General features: G+C 65.9%; 14 protein-coding genes. 5 read left to right on the top strand and 9 right to left on the bottom strand.

Translation table 11 applies throughout. From position 1 onward, the window contains the following. Nucleotides 1–7: 7 nt before the first annotated feature. Nucleotides 8–1,156 carry an acyl-CoA dehydrogenase family protein gene (locus tag G370_RS0109510; protein WP_019660390.1) on the top strand — a complete coding sequence of 383 codons (1,149 nt, stop codon included), beginning with the start codon at nucleotides 8–10 and terminating at the stop codon, nucleotides 1,154–1,156. A gap of 45 nt (nucleotides 1,157–1,201) precedes the next feature. Here G370_RS0109510 and G370_RS0109505 read toward each other — a convergent pair whose 3' ends face one another. After that, the gene (locus G370_RS0109505; protein ID WP_019660389.1) at nucleotides 1,202–2,119 is read right to left on the bottom strand and encodes a hypothetical protein; all 918 of its coding nucleotides are present in this window, start codon (nucleotides 2,117–2,119) and stop codon (nucleotides 1,202–1,204) included. 288 nt (nucleotides 2,120–2,407) lie between these two features. On the opposite strand from G370_RS0109505, the gene G370_RS0109500 reads away from it, so the two are divergent. After that, nucleotides 2,408–2,701, top strand: coding sequence for a hypothetical protein (locus G370_RS0109500; protein WP_019660388.1), 294 nt, complete (start codon nucleotides 2,408–2,410; stop codon nucleotides 2,699–2,701). Nucleotides 2,702–2,853: 152 nt separating this feature from the next. Here the strand turns inward: G370_RS0109500 and G370_RS0109495 are convergent, their stop codons facing one another. From G370_RS0109495 to G370_RS0109485, 3 genes are read right to left on the bottom strand one after another with little or no spacing between them, the layout of a single operon-like run. Continuing rightward, nucleotides 2,854–6,027, bottom strand: a complete 3,174-nt coding sequence (locus G370_RS0109495; protein WP_019660387.1) for a multidrug efflux RND transporter permease subunit — start codon at nucleotides 6,025–6,027, stop codon at nucleotides 2,854–2,856. 15 nt (nucleotides 6,028–6,042) lie between these two features. Continuing rightward, a complete protein-coding gene (locus tag G370_RS0109490) occupies nucleotides 6,043–7,311 on the bottom strand; it encodes an efflux RND transporter periplasmic adaptor subunit (RefSeq protein WP_019660386.1) in 1,269 nt (422 codons plus the stop codon). Next, nucleotides 7,311–7,967: a TetR/AcrR family transcriptional regulator gene (locus tag G370_RS0109485; protein WP_019660385.1), complete on the bottom strand. Its 657-nt coding sequence runs from the start codon at nucleotides 7,965–7,967 to the stop codon at nucleotides 7,311–7,313. Before G370_RS0109485 ends, G370_RS0109490 begins: the two co-directional genes overlap by 1 nt. A 250-nt stretch (nucleotides 7,968–8,217) precedes the next feature. On the opposite strand from G370_RS0109485, the gene G370_RS0109480 reads away from it, so the two are divergent. The 3 genes from G370_RS0109480 (at nucleotide 8,218) to G370_RS0109470 (ending at nucleotide 15,154) form a co-directional block, all read left to right on the top strand. Next, nucleotides 8,218–13,194, top strand: a complete 4,977-nt coding sequence (locus G370_RS0109480; protein WP_019660384.1) for an NAD-glutamate dehydrogenase — start codon at nucleotides 8,218–8,220, stop codon at nucleotides 13,192–13,194. 194 nt (nucleotides 13,195–13,388) lie between these two features. Further along, nucleotides 13,389–14,162, top strand: coding sequence for an NAD kinase (locus G370_RS0109475; RefSeq protein ID WP_019660383.1), 774 nt, complete (start codon nucleotides 13,389–13,391; stop codon nucleotides 14,160–14,162). A gap of 47 nt (nucleotides 14,163–14,209) precedes the next feature. Next, nucleotides 14,210–15,154, top strand: coding sequence for a 5'-nucleotidase (locus tag G370_RS0109470; protein WP_019660382.1), 945 nt, complete (start codon nucleotides 14,210–14,212; stop codon nucleotides 15,152–15,154). A 61-nt stretch (nucleotides 15,155–15,215) separates the two neighbouring features. On the opposite strand, the gene G370_RS0109465 is transcribed toward G370_RS0109470, so the two are convergent. Genes G370_RS0109465 through G370_RS0109445 form a run of 5 tightly spaced genes read right to left on the bottom strand, consistent with a single transcriptional unit; the run spans nucleotide 15,216 to nucleotide 20,279 of the window. Beyond that, nucleotides 15,216–15,767 carry a DUF2939 domain-containing protein gene (locus G370_RS0109465; RefSeq protein ID WP_019660381.1) on the bottom strand — a complete coding sequence of 184 codons (552 nt, stop codon included), beginning with the start codon at nucleotides 15,765–15,767 and terminating at the stop codon, nucleotides 15,216–15,218. A 42-nt stretch (nucleotides 15,768–15,809) separates the two neighbouring features. Continuing rightward, complete coding sequence (locus G370_RS0109460) at nucleotides 15,810–16,790, bottom strand: aldo/keto reductase (RefSeq protein ID WP_019660380.1); 981 nt, start codon at nucleotides 16,788–16,790, stop codon at nucleotides 15,810–15,812. Further along, nucleotides 16,790–17,476: a DUF2461 domain-containing protein gene (locus G370_RS0109455; RefSeq protein WP_019660379.1), complete on the bottom strand. Its 687-nt coding sequence runs from the start codon at nucleotides 17,474–17,476 to the stop codon at nucleotides 16,790–16,792. The genes G370_RS0109460 and G370_RS0109455 overlap by 1 nt, the downstream gene beginning before the upstream one ends. Then, complete coding sequence (sbcB, locus tag G370_RS0109450; protein ID WP_019660378.1) at nucleotides 17,473–18,912, bottom strand: exodeoxyribonuclease I; 1,440 nt, start codon at nucleotides 18,910–18,912, stop codon at nucleotides 17,473–17,475. Before sbcB ends, G370_RS0109455 begins: the two co-directional genes overlap by 4 nt. Then, nucleotides 18,912–20,279 carry an FAD-dependent oxidoreductase gene (locus G370_RS0109445; RefSeq protein ID WP_019660377.1) on the bottom strand — a complete coding sequence of 456 codons (1,368 nt, stop codon included), beginning with the start codon at nucleotides 20,277–20,279 and terminating at the stop codon, nucleotides 18,912–18,914. Before G370_RS0109445 ends, sbcB begins: the two co-directional genes overlap by 1 nt. Nucleotides 20,280–20,287: the final 8 nt, after the last annotated feature.

The following is a 20,287-nucleotide window of genomic DNA, read 5'->3' as shown; positions in this document are numbered from 1 at the left end:
GGGTGTTGTGGATTTCAGCTTTACCGAAGAGCAGTTGATGCTGCAGGACGTGGCGCGGCGTATCGCGCAGGAGAAGATCGCCCCGAGCGCGGAGCATCATGACCGTACCGGCGAGTTCCCGCTGGACAACATTCGCCTGTTGGGCGAGAACGGCCTGATGGGCATCGAAGTGCCGACCGAATACGGCGGCGCGGGCATGGACCCGATCGCGTACGTGCTGGCGATGGTGGAGGTCGCCGCCGCCGACGCAGCCCATTCGACGATCATGTCCGTCAACAACTCGCTGTTCTGCAACGGCATCCTCACTCACGGTTCCGAGCAGCAGAAGCAGAAGTACGTGCGTGCCATCGCCGAGGGCGAGGCCATCGGCGCGTTTGCGCTGACCGAGCCGCAGTCCGGCTCCGACGCCACGGCCATGCGCTGCCGCGCGGTGAAGCAGGCAGACGGCACCTTTGTCATCAATGGCAAGAAGAGCTGGATCACCTCCGGCCCGGTGGCAAAGTACATCGTGCTGTTCGCGATGAGCGAGCCGGACAAGGGCGCACGCGGCATCACCGCCTTCCTCATCGACACCGGCAAGGCCGGCTTCGGCCGCGGCAAGACCGAGCCGAAGCTGGGCATCCGCGCCTCGGCTACCTGCGAGATCGAGTTCAACGATTACGTGGCGCGGGCCGAAGACGTGCTGGGCCAGGAAGGCGAGGGCTTCAAGATCGCCATGAGCGTGCTCGATGCCGGCCGCATCGGCATCGCTTCGCAGGCCATCGGCATCGCCCGTGCCGCCTATGAAGCGACTCTGGAATACGTGAAGGAGCGCAAGGCGTTCGGCGCGGCCATCGGCACCTTCCAGATGACCCAGGCCAAGATCGCCGACATGAAGTGCAAGCTGGACGCAGCGCTGCTGCTGACCCTGCGCGCGGCGTGGGTGAAGGGCCAGGGCAAGCGCTTCAGCAATGAGGCTGCCATTGCCAAGCTGACCGCCTCTGAGGCAGCAATGTGGATTACCCACCAGGCCGTGCAGATCCACGGCGGCATGGGGTATTCCAAGGAAATGCCGCTGGAGCGCTACTTCCGTGATGCCAAGATCACCGAGATCTACGAAGGCACCTCGGAAATCCAGCGCCTGGTGATCGCACGCAACGAGACCGGGCTGCGCTGATGGACACGACGGGGCGGCGATTGCCGCCCCGTTTCCTCTGCGCTGTCAACGTGGCAACCGGCAAACGATATCCTTTCCATTCCATTCACAGACGATCTGAAGGGATTCCCGTGGCATTCCCGGATGCATGGTCACGCCGTAGAGCCGGGCGGAGTCAACCCATCGTTCGAGCTCGTCGGCATCGTCAAAGCGATAGTTGCCGATGAAGCTCCGGGCCATCTCTGGATCGGTTGCCGCACCATCCGGAATCTTGTTGCCCTTGGCGTCACGGCTTTCACCTTGCACATAGCGGGCTTGATCAACCGCAGAAGGCGTGATGACCAGCGTGGTTTTTGAACCATCGCGCCATGTGATCCGATAGATGGCGCTGTCAATGCCGACGGTCTTGCTGACGAAGCTCAGGCCGATCGAGGAAAGGAATGTTGCCATGCCGTTCCAGGCGGCCGACGATGTTGTCGCCCCCGTGAAGGCCTTGCCGATGTCACCTTCCAGCCTTGATCGCTCCGTGGCCATCTGAACGACATCGTAGGCGTTGAGGTTCTTGTGCTCTTCCGGGAAGCTTATGCCGTTGGCGTATTGCGGGTCATCAGGATGAACCTCGTACTGGACTCCTCTTCCGGCCCGCTGCCGCGGCGCGAACTGTACGGTTGGCACGTTGTTGTCGAGCATGCCCATGATCCGATTGAAGGATGCGTTGATTGGCCCGGGAATCTGCGCCCTTGTTGCGCGATAGCGCCGTAGCTCGCGATCGTATTCCACATCGAAACCATGGATCCGGCGCTGCTGGAAGTCGGCGACGATGGTCGGCCCCGTACCCGAGGAAAGCGCCAATGCGCGCGGGTCACGACAGTTGTCGCAGACGAGGACGCCTGCCGCGTGGCTGTCCTGGATGCTGCTGGCCGCGAAGAGCGCGCCAAACAGCAGGGCAGGGCAGCTGAAGAATCGTAGTGGTGCTCTTTCCATGATCAGTCTCCTGGAGGGCTTCGGATCGATTGCCGTCGAGACATCTGGATAGCAGCGATCCGGGTGTGCCGCATTTCTGTGTGCCCATGAATCCGGGGTGGTGGCTTTCTGCGAACACGGTAGACGCCTTGAGCGCTTCAGTGTCGGGTGATGCCTTCCGGCGCAGCGGTCGAGGCTTCTCAATACAGGCCGTATGCGACCGGTCTCCGTGCAGTCGATGTGTCAGCGATCCATTGGCATTCCGGCTCGATGAGCGCAGAATGCTCCGCCGTTCATGGACACCACCACATGCTCATCTATCGAGGCGCGGGGCTGCTGATCCTGCTCACACCGATCGCTGCCGTGCTGCTCATCCTCATCCTGTTCCCGGATCCAGTGGTGGGTCGCGGCAATACTTCACTCGGCCAGGTCCTGCTGGCGTTCGGCCTTGGCTCAGCAATCAATACGGTGCTGGGTTTTGTGCTCAATCGAAAGCCGCGTGCACATGGCCTGCATGCTCCGCATCACTTCTTCTTCCTGCCGATGCAATGGCCTGCGATGGCGGTTGTAGCGGTGTGCGTGGTGGTGGCGCTGCTGCGCTGAGACGTTGCCTGAACAGCGCCAACCAAGGTTGGCGGCTACTGGGCATGCCGTTGCTCCGGTAGATGCCAACCTGGGTTGACATGGATGCAGAAGCGGCAACAAAAAAGGCCCCGGATCGCTCCGGGGCCTTTTCGTTTCAGCGCACCGCCGGATCAACGATCCGGGCGGTGGGCGGACTCTGCGTCGCGCTGGCGCTCCATGAACTCCTTCGACGGTTCATCCAGCTTGTCGCCCAGCATGCGGCGCACGACCACGAAGAACACCGGGATCATCAGCAGGCCGAGCAGGGTGGCGAACAGCATGCCGCCGATCACGCCGGTGCCGATGGCGTGGCGGGAGTTGGCGCCGGCGCCGGTGGAGATCGCCATCGGGATCACGCCCATGATGAACGCGAACGAGGTCATCAGGATCGGGCGGAAACGCAGGCGGGCCGCTTCGATGGTGGCATCCCGCAGGTTCTTGCCTGCTGCGCGCTGCTCCACCGCAAACTCCACGATCAGGATCGCGTTCTTCGCCGCCAGGCCGATCACGGTGATCAGGCCGATCTTGAAGAACAGATCGTTGGGCAGGCCGCGCAGCATCGACAGGCCGAGGGCACCCAGCACGCCCAGCGGCACGACCAGCAGCACCGCCACCGGGATCGACCAGCTTTCATACAGGGCGGCCAGGCACAGGAACACCACCACGATCGACAGCACCAGCAGCAGGGTCGCCGCGTTGCCGGCCAGGATTTCCTGGTAGGACATGCCCGACCAGTCGTAGCCGAAGCCGGCCGGCAGGTCGTCGTTGACGATGCCTTCCATGGTCTGCATCGCCTCACCCGAGCTGGTGCCCGGTGCCTGCGAACCGACGATGTTGATCGCCGAATAGCCGTTGTAGCGGCTCAGCGACGGCGGCGCCGACACCCATTCGGACTTGACCACCGTGTTCAACGGGATCATCGCGTTGGTGCCATCGGCGTTCTGGGTCAGGCTGGACGGGCTGTAGAAGCTCTTCAGCGATTCCTGGCCAGTGCGGTACGGACCATCGGCCTGCATGGTCACGCGCTTGATGCGGCCTTCGTAGAAGAAGTCGTTGACGTACACCGGGGCCAGCATCAGCTGGATGGTGCTGTACACGTCCGACACCGACATGCCCATCGACTGCGCCTGCACGCGGTCCACGTGCAGCTGCAGCTGAGGCGCGTTTTCCAGACCGTTGGGGCGCACGCCAACCAGGTGGTCCGGCTTCTGCGCGGCCTGGCCGAGCAGGATGTTGCGGGCCTGGGTCAACTGTTCGTAACCGGCACCGCTACGGTCCTGCAGCCACATGTCAAAGCCACCGAACTGGCCCAGGCCCTGCACGGTGGGCAGGTTGACCACGAAGATCTGCGCTTCCTTGATGCCGTAGAACGCGCCGTTCATGTTCTGGATGAACTCGGGCGCGGTGAACTTGCGTTCCTCCCACGGCTTCAGGCGGATGAAGCCCATGCCCACGTTCTCGCCGGAACCGACGAAGCTGAAGCCGGCCACCTGCAGCATGCCTTCATAGCCATCCTGCTTTTCCAGGATGCCACGCATCTGCGCGAACACTTCGTTGGTCTGGCCCTTGGTCGAGCCCGGCGGCAGCTGCACGATCGCCAGCGCATAGCCCTGGTCTTCTTCCGGCAGGAAGCTGCCCGGCATGCGGGTGAACAGGAAGCCGCACAGCGCGGTCAGCACCACGAACAGGATCATCCAGCGCGGCGCATGGCGCACCGCAGAGGTGATGTGGCCCACATAGGTGTGGCTGATCTTGTCGTAGTACTTGTTGAAGGTGCGGTAGACGATGTTCGGGTTGTCGTTGTGCGTCGGCTTGAGGAAGGTCGCGCACAGCGCCGGCGTGAAGCCCAGGGCCAGGAACGCCGAGAATGCCATCGAGATGGCGATGGTCAGCGCGAACTGCTTGTAGATCTCACCGGCGGCACCGCCCTGCAGGGCGGAGGGGATGAACACCGCGGCCAGCACCACGGTGATCGCCACCACCGCACCGGTGATCTGGGTCATCGCCTTCTGCGTGGCAGGCTTGGGCGCCAGGCCCTCCTCGGTCATGATGCGTTCGACGTTCTCGATCACCACGATCGCGTCGTCGACCACGATGCCGATCGCCAGCACCATCGCAAACAGCGTCAGCTGGTTGATGGTGAAGCCGATCATCCACATGCCCAGGAAGGTACCGAGCAGGGCGACCGGGATCACCAGGGTCGGGATCAGGGTGGCGCGGAAGTTCTGCAGGAAGATCAGCATCACCAGGAACACCAGCAAGACCGCTTCAAACAGGGTCTTGACCACTTCCTGGATCGAGATCTTGACGAACGTGGTGCTGTCGTACGGCGAGAACCAGGTCACCCCGGACGGGAAGCTGGGCTGCAGCTCGTCCATCTTGGCGCGCACCGCTTCGGCCACGTTCAGGGCATTGGCGCCCGGCAGAAGCTGGATGGCGAAGGCGCCGGTCGGCTTGCCGTTGTACTGGGTGTCGAAGCCGTAGTTGTTGGCACCGAAGGCGACGCGGGCGATGTCCTTCAGCAGCACGCGCGAACCGTCAGCGTTGGCGCGCAGGATGATGTTCTCGAATTCCTGCGGCGAGCTGAAGCGGCCTTCGGCCGAGACCGTGGCGGTGAAGTGCTGGCCTTCCGGCGACGGGTCCGAACCCAGCGCACCGGCGGCGAACTGCACGTTCTGCGCACGTACCGCGGCCAGTACCTGGCTGGCCGACAGGCCATAGCCCTGCATCTTCTCCGGGTTCAGCCAGATGTTCATGGCGTACTCGGAACCGAACTGCTGGGTGCTGCCGACGCCGGGGATGCGCGAGACCTGGTCGAGCACGCGCGAACCGACGATGTCGTTCAGGGCGTCACGGTTGATGGTCGGGGTATCGGACTGCAGCGCCACCACCATCAGGAAGCCGGCGTTGGCCTTGGCCACCACCACGCCCTGCTGGGTCACTTCCGAGGGCAGGCGTGGCGTGGCCAGCGAGACCTTGTTCTGCACCTGCACCTGGGCGATGTCCGGATCGGTACCGGTCTCGAAGGTCAGGGTGATCTGCGCACGGCCGTTGGACGCGGACGAGGAACTGAAGTACAGCAGGTGATCGATACCGGTCAGCTGCTGCTCGATCACCTGGGTGACCGATTTTTCCGTGGTGTCGGCACTGGCACCCGGGTAGGTCGCCGAGACGGTGACCTGCGGCGGGGCGATGTTGGGATAGGACTCCACGCCCAGGTTGAGGATCGCGATCACGCCGCTGAGCGAGATCAGGATCGCAACCACCCAGGCGAAGACTGGATGTTCGATGAAAAATTTAGGCATGACGGAAGGTTCCCGTTACTGCTTGTTCGAATCGGTGGCGGCCGGCTTGGCCGTATCGGCCTGCTCGGGCTTGGCAGCGTCGGCCGGTGCCTTGCCTGCGGCCGGTGCCGCGCCCGCCGGAGCGGCGCCGCCTGCGGCAGGCTTGCCGTTGGCGTCTTGCCCCGGGGTCCACGGCTTGGCCACCGCCGGTGCACCTTCCTTGACCTTCTGCACGCCGGCCACGATCACCTTGTCACCGGCGGCCAGGCCGTCGCTGACCAGCCAGTTGCCGTTCTGCGCGCCATCGGTCTTCACGTTCTTGCGCACGACCTTGCCGTCGGCGCCGACCACCATCACGTAGCCGCCGGAGGTATCGCGCAGCAGGGCCTGCTGCGGTACCAGGTAGGCGTTGTTGCGCTCGCCCAGGTTGGCCTGGAAGCTGACGAAGGCACCTGGCAGCAGGATCTGCTGCGGGTTCGGCAGCACAGCGCGCAATGACACTGCACCGGTGGCCGGGTCGACCGTAGTGGAGGAGAAGTCCAGCGTGCCCGGCTCGCTGTAGGTGCTGCCATCGGCCAGCTTCACTGCCACCGTCGCCTTGCCGTCGCCGGACAGCGCCAGCGCGCCCTTGGCCTGCTGCGCGCGCAGCTGGGTCAGTTCGTCCACGCTCAGCGAGAAGTTCACGTACAGCGGGTCGAGCTGATCGACGGTGGTCAGCAGGGTCACATCGCCCTGGCCGACCAGTGCGCCCTCGGTGACCTGCTGCTTGTTGGCCACGCCACTGATCGGCGCGGTCACTTCGGCGTAACCCAGGTTGATCCGCGAGGAGGTCACGGCGGCTTCGGCCTGCTTGACCGCGGCCAGCGCGGTGCGCTCGGCCGACTCGGCGTTGTCCAGGTCGGACTTGGAGACGAACTGCTGCGGCGCCAGCGAGCGTGCACGGTCGGCGGCCACCTTGGCGTTGGCGTAGGTCGCGCGGGCCGAGGCCAGCTGCGCTTCAGACGCATTGAGCGAGGCACGCAGCGGCGCCGGGTCGATCAGGAACAGGGTCTGGCCCTGCTTGACCTGCGAGCCTTCCTGGTAGACGCGCTTGAGCAGCACGCCCGGCACCCGCGCGCGCACGTCGGCACTGCGGAACGGCGACAGGCGGCCGACCAGCTCACGCTGCAGCGGCAGGGTCTGCGGCTTGGCGTCGATCACGCCCACCTCCGGCGGCGGGGGCGTCTGCTGTTCCGGCTTCTTGCAGGCAGCCAGCGCGACAGCAACGGCGCACGTCAAGGCAAGGGTGCGGAGTGGGGCGGTCATCAGGAGGAACTCCGGGGTTGGTTTGTAGACGGGGCCGCCGACGGCTGTGGCGCGAAGGCGCGCAGGAAGCTGTCGACGGAGAACTCTGCCCAACGCCGACGCAGCAGTGCGTCATCACGGTGGGGGGTATGGAAACGCTGTTTGTCGAAATCCTGACCGGCAATCATGCTCAGCAGCAGTTCGGCCATGAAGTGCGGGTCGTCATGCCGGAGCTGGCCACGCATGCAAACGGTTTCAATCCATTCAGCAAGATGAAGCGTCAGCGCGCCGGCACCGTGCCGGTACAGCGTACGCGCCTCTTCGGGAAACTGGGCCGCATCGGCGGCAATCAGCCGGCAGGCCTGGCCCACGTGCGGTTGGTTGAAGTGCTCCAGGAAGTCAATGGCGAACTGGAGCAGGCTGGCACGCAGGTCGTCAGTGCGGAGTGCACGGACCATGGCGCCGGTGGCGTGGCCGACATGGCGCTGCATCACCCGGCGCAGCAGCTCCTGCTTGCTGCCGTAGCGCGAGTACAGGGTCTGCTTGGAGCAGCCCGCATGCTGGGCCACTGCGTCCATGCTCATCTGCATGCCCTGCTGGGCCAACAGCTGGCGTACGGCTTCGAACACGCGCTCATCGCGTGCGTCGAGGGCAACGGGGAGGTAGGCCGGATTCACGCGGTGGACTATACCGTCCAGTTCAGGATTGTGGAATCGAAACGGCGTTGCCGCGTGTGTCTTCCGGTAACACGCTTTGCCGATCCTGTCGCCAGAGCCGAACCGGGCGCCATCACCCTACCGGCGCGAACTGAATAGGCGTCTAAACCGCAGCAAACCCGAATCTGCTTATTCCGTCCTGCAGCAAGGCCTTTTCCCGCGGTAGGGCTACAATTTCATTTTCCCAACTGAGCAAGCGCATCGCTCTGCCATGAAACCGCAAAAAACCGCAGCCAAGACCGTGAAAAACAAGACCAAACCAGCAGAAGCGGAGGTCGCAGTGACCGCTGGTTTCTCCCTGGAGCCGGTGTACACGGCCTTGCGCAAGCGCTACCCCGCGGCCGCACAGGCCGAAGCAGTGGCCTTTGCCACTGACTTCTACAAGCGTATGGAGGCGGACGAGTTCCCGCACCACAGCGCTGAAGAGTGGGCCGCTCTCGCGGCTGAGACGCTGGAATTCGCCCGTGCCCGCAAGGCTGGCAAGGCCAACGTCCGCGTGTTCAATCCGACCGCGAAGGCCAACGGTTGGGAATCGCCGCATACCGTGCTGCAGATCGTCAACGACGACATGCCGTTCCTGGTCGACACCGTCACCATGTCGCTGGCCGAGCAGGGCGTGGGTGTCCACGTGCTGGGCCACCCGGTGCTGCGCTTCACCCGCGACAAGGCCGGCAAGCTGGTCAAGGTCGGCGAGGGTGATGCCGAGTCGGTGATGCTGCTGGAGATCGACCGCCAACCGGCCGACGCCATGGCCGCCATCGAACAGGCCATCAACAAGGCGCTGGATGAAGTGCGTGCGATCGTGCGCGACTGGCAGCCGATGAAGGACAAGGCGCTGGCGCTGGCCGACGACCTGGGCAGCCGCCAGCTGCCGGTCGACGACACGTCGCGCAAGGAAGCACAGGAGTTCCTGCGCTGGGCCGCTGACAACCACTTCACCTTCTTCGGCTACCGCGAGTACCGCGTCGAGAAGCAGGGCAAGGAAGAGGTGCTGGCGCCGCTGAACGACACCGGCCTGGGCCTGATGCGCGGCAAGGACAAGTCCGCCGCCCGTCCGGTCAAGACCCTGGCCGCGCAGGGCCTGAACACCACGTCCGGTTTGAAGGACGCGCTGATCCTGACCAAGACCAATGCCCGTTCGCGCGTGCACCGCGCCGGTTACATGGACTACATCGGCGTGCTGGAGTTCGACGCCAAGGGCAAGATCATCGGCGAGCAGCGTTTCCTCGGCCTGTTCACCTCCAGCGCCTACAACCGTCGCCCGTGGGAAATCCCGCTGGTGCGCCAGCGCCACGAGCACGTGATGAAGCAGTCCGGCCTGGCCCCGGCCAGCCACAGTGGCAAGGCCCTGCGCCATATCCTGGAAACCCTGCCGCGCGAAGAACTGTTCCAGTCCAGCGAGGACGAACTGTTCCGCACCGCGATGGGCGTGCTGGGCCTGCAGGAACGCGTGCGCAGCCGCCTGTTCCTGCGCCGCGACAAGTACAGCCGTTTCATCTCCGCGCTGGTCTACCTGCCGCGCGAGCGCTTCAACACCGACGTGCGCCTGCGCATCGAAGCGATGCTGAAGGACGCGCTGCACGGCGAGTTCGTCGACAGCTCGGTGGTGCTGGGCGAATCGCCGCTGGCCCAGGTGCACCTGATCGTGCGCCCGAAGCCGGGTGAAATGCTCGACGTCGATACCGCCGAACTGGAGCAGAAGCTGGCCCAGGTCCTGCGCAACTGGCAGGACGACCTGCGCGAGGCGCTGGTGGCCCGCCATGGCGAGACCGAAGGCTTGCGCATCGCCGCCCGCATCGGCAAGGCGCTGCCGGCCGGTTACATCGAAGACAACAGCACAGCTGTTGCGGCCAACGATGTCAGCCAGCTCGACGCGCTGACCGGCCCGGACGACCTGCGCCTGAGCCTGCAGGCCGTGCCGCGCGAAAGCGGCGATGGTCTGCGCCTGAAGCTGTATCGCCAGCTGGACGACATCCCGCTGTCGGACGCGCTGCCGATGATGGAAAACATGGGCCTGCGCGTGATCGCCGAGCGTCCGTACCGCCTGTCGGTCGACAACGCCCCGGTATACGTGCAGGACTTCGAGGTCGAGTCCACCGCTGGCGCGATCGATGCCGCCAGTGTCGATGAAGCCTTCGGCGAGACCTTCGCCCGCGTCTGGCACGGCGATGCCGAGAACGATGGCTTCAACCGCCTGGTGCTGGCGGCCGGCCTGCACTGGCGCCAGGTCGCCATGCTGCGTGGCTACTGCAAGTACCTGCTGCAGACCGGCGTGCCGTTCTCGCAGGCCTACGTGGAAGGCACGTTCGCGCGCTACCCGCTGCTGGCCCGTCTGCTGGTCGAGCTGTTCGAAGCCCGGTTCGATCCGGCCACCGGCCACGAGAGCAAGGACGACATCGCCGCCGGCCAGGCCCAGCTGAAGGCCCACTTCGATGTGCTGGCTGCTGGCGACGAGGCCACCCTGAAGGTGCTCAAGACCGTGGTCGACGCCCGCAAGGGCGACCGTGACGCGCAGATGCAGGCCGCGCGCGATGCGCTGCTGAAGCTGATGGACCGCGTGTCCAGCCTGGACGAGGACCGCATCCTGCGCTCGTTCATGGGCGTGATCGACGCGACCCTGCGCACCAGCTACTACCAGACCGATGCCAACGGCCAGCACGGCCATGTCATCAGCTTCAAGTTCGATTCGGCGCTGGTGCCGGACCTGCCGAAGCCGCGCCCGTACCGCGAGATCTTCGTGTACGGCCCGCGCGTGGAAGGTACCCACCTGCGCTTCGGTGCGGTTGCGCGTGGCGGCCTGCGCTGGTCGGATCGTCGCGAAGACTTCCGTACCGAAGTGCTGGGCCTGGTCAAGGCACAGATGGTCAAGAACACCGTCATCGTGCCGGTCGGCGCGAAGGGTGGCTTCTTCGCCAAGACCCCGCCGGTGAACGGCGACCGCGATGCGATCTTCGCCAACGGCGTGGCCTGCTACAAGCTGTTCATCCAGGGCCTGCTGGACATCACCGACAACATCGTCAACAACAAGATCGTGCCGCCGGTGGATGTCGTGCGCCACGACATGGACGATCCGTACCTGGTGGTGGCCGCCGACAAGGGCACCGCGACCTTCTCCGACATCGCCAACGGCCTGGCCGTCGCGCACGGCTTCTGGATGGGCGATGCGTTCGCCTCCGGTGGTTCGGTCGGCTACGACCACAAGGGCATGGGCATCACCGCGCGCGGTGCGTGGGAATCGGTCAAGCGCCACTTCCGTGCGCTGGGCCGTGACAGCCAGAGCCAGGACTTCACTGCGGTCGGCGTCGGCGACATGTCCGGCGACGTGTTCGGCAACGGCATGCTGCTGTCGCGCCACATCCGCCTGGTCGCTGCGTTCGACCACCGCCACATCTTCCTGGACCCGAATCCGGATGCGGCCACGTCGTTCATCGAGCGTGAGCGCCTGTTCACCCTGCCGCGTTCGAGCTGGGCGGACTACGACACCAAGCTGATCAGCAAGGGCGGCGGCGTGTACCCGCGCAGCCTGAAGTCGATCGAGATCACCCCGCAGGTGCGTGAGGCGCTGGGCCTGGACGAGAACGTCAAGGCGCTGTCGCCGAACGATCTGATGAGTGCGATCCTGAAGGCACCGGTCGACCTGCTGTGGAACGGTGGCATCGGTACCTACGTCAAGGCCGCCAGCGAACAGCACAGCGACGTCGGCGACCGTGCCAACAACGCGCTGCGCGTGAACGGTGGCGAGCTGCGCTGCAAGGTGGTGGGCGAGGGCGGCAACCTGGGCATGACCCAGCTGGGCCGCATCGAAGCTGCCCAGGCTGGCGTGCTGCTCAACACCGACTTCATCGACAACTCGGCCGGTGTCGACACCTCCGACCATGAAGTCAACATCAAGATCCTGCTCAACGATGTGGTGCGGGCCAAGAAGCTGACCGTCGAGCAGCGCAACAAGCTGCTGGCCTCGATGACCGATGAAGTCGCCGAGCTGGTGCTCAACGACAACTACCGCCAGAACCAGGCGCTGAGCCTGATGGAGCGGATGGCGGTCAAGCGCCTGGGTTCCAAGCAGCACTTCATCCGCACGCTGGAACAGCAGGGCCTGCTGGATCGCCAGATCGAGTTCCTGCCGTCCGATGCCGAGCTGTCCCAGCGCAAGGCGCGCGGCCAGGGCCTGACCCGCCCGGAACTGTCGGTGCTGCTGTCCTACTCCAAGCTGGTGGCGTTCAACCAGTTGCTGGATTCGGACATCCCGGAAGATCCGTACCTGTCCAAGGAACTGCAGCGCTATTTCCCGACCCCGCTGCAGAAGAAGTATGCCGACGCGATGGAGCGTCACCGCCTGAAGCGCGAAATCATCGCCACGGCCGTGACCAACCAGACCATCAACCGCATGGGCGCCACCTTCCTGATGCGCATGCAGGAAGACACCGGTCGTTCCATCGCCGAGGTCGCCAAGGCGTACACCATCAGCCGTGAAACGCTGGATGCACGCGCGCTGTGGGCGCAGATCGATGCCCTCGACGGCAAGGTGCCGGAGTCGGTGCAGATCGACGCACTGGAAGTGATCTGGAAGCTGCAGCGTTCGTTCGTGCGCTGGCTGCTGTCGCGCCCGGGCGCGATGCCGGGCATCACCGAAGCGGTCAACCGCTACCAGGGACCGTTCAACGACATCCGCGTTGCCTCGGGTGTGCTGCCGGATTCGCAGCGTCCGACCTACGAGGCCCTGGTGGCCGAGTGGAAGGAAAAGGGCCTGCCGTCTGCACTGGCACAGCAGCTGGCCGAACTGCACTTCCTGGAACCGGCGTTCGACATCATCGAACTGGCCCGCACCCGCAAGCTGAAGCCGGTGGACGTGTCCAAGGTCCACTTCCGCCTGGGCGATGCCCTGCAGCTGCCGTGGCTGTTCGAGCAGGTCGATGCGCTGGAGGTCAATGGCCGTTGGCACGCCGTGGCACGTGGCGTGCTGCGTGACGAACTGGCAGCCAACCACCGCAACCTGGCCGGGCAGGTGCTGGGCACCAAGGGCAACAGTGCCGAGGCCAAGGTCGCTGCCTGGATGGGCCGTGATGACAACAGCCTGCGCTTCACCCTGGCGATGCTGGCCGAACTGGCCGAGCAGAAGACCCTGGACTACCCGACCGTCTCGGTCGCGGTGCAGCGCTTGGGCCAGCTTGCTGCCCACGGCGCGTAAGTGACGTAGCGCCGGGCCATGCCCGGCCTGCGTGGAGAAAAGGAGCGGCCCCGCGAAAGCGGGGCCGTTCTGCATTGCCTTGGTAGTGCCGGCCGCTGGCCGGCAACTGCATGAACCGTTATCGGCTGAAGCTGCCGGCCAGCGGCCGGCACTACCGGGTATGCTCTTGCTGGCACACCCACCCGGATCCACCGATGAGCGACACCCCCCGCATCGCTTTCCTGGCCAGCACCGCTGAGCCCGCGCAGATGGCCCGCGCGGCGATGGTCTCGCGTTATGGCGATCACGCGCCGGAGCAGGCCGACGTGCTGTGCCCGCTGGGTGGCGACGGCTTCATGCTGCAGACCCTGCACCGGCACGGGCACCTGGGCAAGCCGGTGTTCGGCATGAAGCTGGGCACGGTCGGTTTCCTGATGAACCAGTACCATGGCGACGATGACGTGCAGGCCCGCATTGCGCGCGCCGAACCGGCCAACCTGCGCCCGCTGGAAATGGTCGCGCTGACCGAATCGGGCACCAGTACCGGTTCGCTGGCCTACAACGATGTCTCGCTGCTGCGGCAGACCCGGCAAGCCGCGCATATCGGCATCGACCTGAACGGCCAGGAGCGCGTGGCCGAACTGATCGGCGACGGCGTGCTGGTGGCCACCCCGGCCGGCAGCACCGCCTATAACTATTCCGCGCATGGCCCGGTGCTGCCGCTGGGCTCGCACACCATCGCGCTGACGCCGTTGGCGCCCTATCGCCCACGGCGCTGGCGCGGCGCGATCCTGAAGGCGGATACCGAAGTGCGCTTCCGCGTGCTTGATCCGTACAAGCGTCCGGTCAGCGTGACCGCCGATTCGCACGAGACCCGCGACGTGGTCGAGGTGACCATCCGCGAGTCGAAGGACCGCCGCGTGACCCTGCTGTTCGACCCGGAGCACAATCTGGAAGACCGGATCCTGAGCGAACAGTTCGTTTTTTGAGGACAATGGGCGGCCGGCCATGCCGACCGCTTGAAGGACCCCCACCGATGGGCGACAACTCCCCCCGTTTGCTGACCGTCGCGGTGACCTCGCGCGCGCTGTTCGACCTCGAGGAAAGCCACGCGTTGTTCGAGAGCGATGGCGTGGCGGCCTATGCCGAGTTCCAGCGTCAGCACGAAGACGACATCCTCGGCCCGGGTGTGGCGTTCCCGGTGGTGCGCAAGCTGCTGGCGTTGAACCAGGGCGCCAGCCCGGAGAACCCGCGGGTCGAGGTCATCCTGCTGTCGCGCAACTCGGCCGATACCGGCCTGCGCATCTTCAATTCGATCCAGCACTACGGCCTGGGCATCATCCGCGCGACGTTCACCGCCGGCGAGCCGACCTGGCCCTACGTGAAGCCGTTCGGCACCGACCTGTTCCTGTCGGCCAACCCCGAATCGGTGCGCAGCGCGCTGCGCCATGGCATCGCGGCGGCGACCATCCTGCCCAAGCCGCCTGGCGAGACCGCAGCCGCAGCGGCCGACCAGATCGACATCGGTCGCCCTGCCGGGCAGCTGCGCATCGCCTTTGACGGTGACGCGGTGATCTTTGGTGACGAGAGTGAACGCATTTCGCGCGAGCAGGGCGTGGAAGCCTTTGGCCGCCATGAGCGCGAACGGGCCCGCGAGCCGCTCAGCGGCGGTCCGTTCCGTGGCTTCCTGTCAGCGCTGCACACGCTGCAGGAAGTATTCCCTGCCGGCGAGAGCGCGCCGATCCGTACCGCACTGGTGACTGCGCGTTCGGCGCCGGCCCATGAGCGGGTGATCCGCACCCTGCGCGAGTGGGGCGTGCGCCTGGACGAAGCGCTGTTCCTCGGCGGCCGGCACAAGGGGCCGTTCCTGCAGGCGTTCGGCGCCGACATCTTCTTCGACGATTCGCAGCACAACATCGACAGCGCCCGCGAGCATGTGGCTGCCGGCCACGTACCGCACGGCGTCGCCAACGAGGGATAGGGCGGATTCGACCGGCAGGTGCCAACCGTTGGTTGGCACTGCCGTCAGGCCACGGGTCCGATCAAGGGCTGCCCGACATCCCCAGCTGCAGATCCACCACCTTCCAGCGCAGCCCCTGCGGCTCCAGTACCACCTTCATCGGCGGCTGGCCCGGACCGCGATCGACATCGATCACGAAGCGGTCCAGCGCTTCGAAATGGTGTTCGGCATTCTTCAACGGTCGCGCCGGTTCGGTCGGGCCGAAGGCATCGCCGCCCTGCAGTTCATTGCGGCCGCGCTTCCACAGCACGTGGCCCTGCAGCATCGCGCCGATACCGGTCGGGGTCACCATGGTGTCCACCGCGGCACCGCCCAGCTGGTCGCCCAACCCATACAGCAGGGCACCGAAGGGACTGGCCGCCACATCCGGGCCGGCCTGGCGCACCAGGTAGTCGTTGAGCTGCGCCCGCAGGCTGCTGCGCACGCGCGGGAAATCCACGTAGCGCTCCAGGCGCGCGGTGTCGCGCTGTTCAATGGCCTGGGACAGCCCGCGCACGGTCATGTAGGGGCCACCGAACCACCAGGCCGCCAGGGCCAGGACCAGCAGCACAACGAGTACAGTGAGTTTCTTCATGCCGCACAGACTGCCGCAACCGCAGCGGCATGGGGTGAAGACTCAATGACTGGGTGATCCGCGCCCATCACCGAAGGCGTTCACCAGCTGCTGGCGTTCGGCTGCGGTCAGCGCCTCCAGCCGCGTCGCCAGCACTTCGTCCAGGCTGCGGGTGCGGGTGGTGCCGAGGATGCCGCTGGCAACGCCGGGATGGCCCAGGGCGTAGGCAAACGCGGTCTGGGCGGGGCGCTGGCTGTGGATGGCGGCGATGGTGTGGCGCATCCGGCGTGCGCTGTGCATCAGGGAGCGGCTGCTCGGCTTCAGCCAGGCTCTGGCCAGGTACCAGGCGTCGGCAGGGCGCGGCAGGCGGGCGCGTGACGGCAGCAGGTGGCCCTGCGCCAGCACGGTGCCGGCCAGCACGCCGATACCGGCCGCGTGCAGCCGGTCGATGAGAGGTTCACGATCCTGCTGCAGGGCGTTGTAGTCCAGAAGCACCACGTCGAACAGCGTGGGATGGTCGATCATCCAGTGCAGGGTCGACGCCGTGTGCGTGTTGATGCCGGTATGCCGGATCAACCCGCGTTCGCGCAGTCGCTGCAGCGCGGCCAGCAGGTCATCGTTGATGTCGTGCTGGCTGGCACCATGCAGCTGGTAGATATCGAGGTAATCCAGGCCGAGGTTGCGCAGCGAGGCTTCGCAGCTGGCGGTGATGGCCGCTGGCGAAAAATTGCGCTGCTCGGCGCCGCTGACGCCGGCCTGGCCGGTCAGCGTGCCGCCCTTGCTGGAGATCACCAGCGAATCGCGCGGGTATTGCTTGAGCAAGGAGCGCAGGATGCGGCCCAGCCGCGGCTCGGCGTGGAAACCGGAGTAGTTGTGACCGGTGTCCAACAGGTTCACGCCCCGTGCCAGTGCATGCTCGACGACGTGCGCGGCCGACTGCTCCGGGAAGCGCCGATGCCCCCAGAAGCCGGAGCACCCAAGGCCGACCGGCGAAACCGCCAGGCCGGTGCGGCCCAGCGTGCGCCGTTGGTGCGCCAACGGCATCAGAATTCCAGGTCCAGCGCTGCGCACAGATAGTCGACGAACGGGCCGAGTGCGGCCAGATCCTTGCCCAGCGTGGACAGCAGGCGTGGACCGGTCATGGTGGCGTCATCCAGCGGGCGCCACATCACCCAGTTGCGGTGCTTGAGGTCGTCGATGAACTCGAAGTCGGCCGGGAAGCCGCGCGGCGGACGCACCAGTTTTTCGCTCTCCTCGAACTCGAAGCGCTTGCGCAGCGCAGGTGCATGGGCCGCGGCCTTCCAGCTGCCCGGATTGTCGAGGATGAAGTGGCGCACGCGGCGCTGGGTTTCCGGTTCCGGGTGCCACAGGCCGGCACCGACAAAGCTCTCGCCTGGCTGCAGGTGCACATAGAACGAGGGCGCGGCCACTTCGCGACGGCGCTCATGGAACAGGCGCGCACCCTGCCAGGTCTTGTAAGGCGATTTGTCGTTGGAGAAACGCGCGTCGCGGTGGATGCGGAACAGTGAGCCGCCGACGCCGCGGGTATCGGCGCGGAAGTGTTCGCTGACCTCGGCAAGGGCTGGCTGAAGGTCACCCAACAGGCCCAGGAACGGCTGTCGCACATGCTCTTCGTACTGCTGGCGGTGGTCGTTGAACCACGCCTTTTCGTTGTGGCGCGCCAGGCTGCGCAGGAACTTGAAGCTGGCGTCCGAGAAATAGGTACTCACAAGGTCTCCTGCAGGTGCTGGCCCCAGTCGCGCAACGATTGCAGCAGGGCCTGGCGCCGCGCGTCGTCGGGCGACTCGGCGGCCAGCGCATCGAGCTGCTGCTGGTACTGGGGCAGGTTGAGTTCGCCGAGGCCGCCGTCTCCCAGCAGGCGCTGGCGCCGGTAATCCTGCCAGCGCTGGCGTTCAGCCGGCGCGAGGCTGTCCGGATGATTGCGCGCACGGTAGCGGAACAGCAGCTCCGGCAGGCGCGGGTCGCGGAAGCGGCCTTCCAGCGCAGCCAACTGCTCCGGTGCGGTCGTGCGGGCCAGCGCCAGCAGCGGTTTGTCGCCGTTGCCGAGGAAGCCGTCGTACAGGGAGGCATCGACGTCGGCCACGGTGGCCGCGCGCGGCTGGTTGTAGACCTGGCGCGCCTTCTCGGCAAGCTGAGGGGCGAACCCGCGCAGCCGTTCAACCTTGGCCTCGATCGCGGCCACGTCCAGGCCCAGGCGCGCGTGGTCGTCGCCACGAAGGTGGTTCCAGGCGACCAGGGCGGGCACCTTGTTCAGGTGCACTTCCTTCAGCGGCACCCGTGCCACGCCCTCGGGTAGTTCACTGGCGCGCAGGTACAGGCGCTGTGCGATCACCTCGGCCGGCAGGGCCAGCAGGTCGTCGATGTCGCCGTCCAGGTCGAACACGATCACCCGGTTGCTGATCGTCGGGTGCACGGACAACGGCAGCACTGGCGCCGCGCACAGACGGCTGGCGGGGTAGCGCATGGAAATGTGCAGCACCGGCGTCATCGCGGTGACATCCAGCAGGCTGCCGACGAAACGCTTGTCGCGCAGCTTCAGGGCGTAGTCCCACAGGCGCGGCTGCGACTGCTTGAACAGCCGTGCCATGCCGATCGTGGCTTGCACGTCGGATAGCGCTTCGTGCGCATCACCCTCGCGCACGTTGTTGGCTTCGGCCAGGTGCTCGAGTTTGAACGAGGTGGCACCGTCCTCGCGCAGTGGCCACTGGATGCCATCCGGGCGCATCGCGCGCATCAGCCGCAGCATGTCCAGCAGGTCCCAGCGCGAATTGCCGTTGCGCCACTCGCGTTCGTATGGGTCATGGAAGTTGCGGAACAGGCCGTAGCGGACGAATTCATCGTCGAAGCGCAGCGTGTTGTAGCCCAGCGCGCAGGTGCCGGGTCGCGACATCAGTTCGTTGATGCGGTCGAACGCTTCGGCCTCGCTGATGCCTTCGGCCAAGGCCTGCTGCGGGGTGATGCCGGTGACCAGGGTGGCCATCGGCGAGGGCAGCAGGTCATCGGCCGGGCGCACGAAGAAGCTGACCGGCGCGTCGATCTCGTTGAGGCCGGCGTCGGTGCGGATGGCGGCGAACTGCGAGATGCGGGTGCGCCGTGGATCCTGGCCGAAGGTTTCCAGGTCGTAGAACAGGAAGCTGTCAGCCATCAGTGCGCACCCTCCAGGACCGGTAGCTGCGCGTGGATCTGCGCTTCCAGCGCCGCCCAGTCGATGTTGTCCAGCGACTCGTGGCCGACCGTGGCCGCCGCCAGCAAATCGCGCTGCAGTTCGGTGCGGCGCAGCGCTTCGGCGTACGGCGTGTGCAGGAAGGTGACCATCGTGTAGTGCGGGACGAAGCGGGTCGGCCAGCGCCGCTGCAGTTCCCGCTCCAGTTCGCGCTGCAGCAGGAACGAGGGATCGGCCACGCGGTCGCGCATTTCCAGGTAGTTCTCCAGCGCCATCTGCTGGATCGCGCGTGCATTGGGTTTGCGCTCGGCCTCGAACGCAGCGAACGCACTTTCCAGGTCATCCGCCTCCATCAGGTGACGGGCCAGCGCAACGCAATCCTCGAACGCGCAGTTCATGCCCTGGCCGTGGAACGGCACCATTGCATGCGCGGCGTCGCCGATCAGTACGGCGCGGCCCTGCTGGTGCCAGCGCTCCAGGGTGAGCGTGCCGAGCAGGCCCGGCGGGTGCTGTTCCCAATCCACGCGCAGGTTCGGGATCAGCGGCAGCGCGTCTGCGAACTCGCGAGCGAACAGCGCCTCGGCCTGCGCACCGGTATTGATCGTGGCAAAGCTGGGATCGCCCTGGTTGGGCAGGAACAGGGTGACGGTGAAGGTGCCTTCATGATTGGGCAGGGCGATGCACATGTAGTGGCCGCGTGGCCAGATGTGCAGCGCGTTGCGCTCGATGCGGAAGCCCCCGTCTTCGGCCGGCGGAATCTCCAGCTCCTTGTAGGAGTGATCGAGGAAGGCGATGTCCTCGCCCAGCGGCGCTCGCCGGTTCATTGCCGCACGCAGCGCCGAACCGGCACCGTCTGCACCGATCAGGGTGTCGAAGCGGATGTCGTGCGGGCTGTCATCGCGGTCATCGATGAAGCGGGCGTAGCCGGCATCGAAATCAACGGTGTGCAGGCGGCGATGGAAATGCACGGTGGCCCCTGCCTGTTCGGCCAGTTCCAGCAGCGTGGTGTTCAGGTCGCTGCGGTGGATCGACCAGATCACTTCGCTGTCATCACGGCCATAGCGCTGCAGCTGCGGTTCGCCGTCGCGTGGATGCACCATGCGTCCGCGCATCATCACCGCGCGCGCCATCACCTCGTCTTCCACACCGGCCTGGCGCAGGGCGTTGCGCCCACGCTCGGCCAGCGCCAGGTTGATCGAGCGGCCGCTCTCGTAGTCGGCCACGCGCGGATCGCCGCGGCGTTCGTACAGGGTGATGCGCCAGCCCTGGCGTGACAGCAGGATGGCCAGCAGGGAGCCGGCAAGGCCGGCACCGATAATGCTCAACGAGCGGGAGGCGTGTGCGATCAACGAACTGT

The sequence above is a fragment of the Stenotrophomonas hibiscicola ATCC 19867 genome, from assembly GCF_000382065.1.
Lineage (GTDB): Bacteria > Pseudomonadota > Gammaproteobacteria > Xanthomonadales > Xanthomonadaceae > Stenotrophomonas > Stenotrophomonas hibiscicola.
This window is presented reverse-complemented; position numbering and strand designations above follow the sequence as displayed.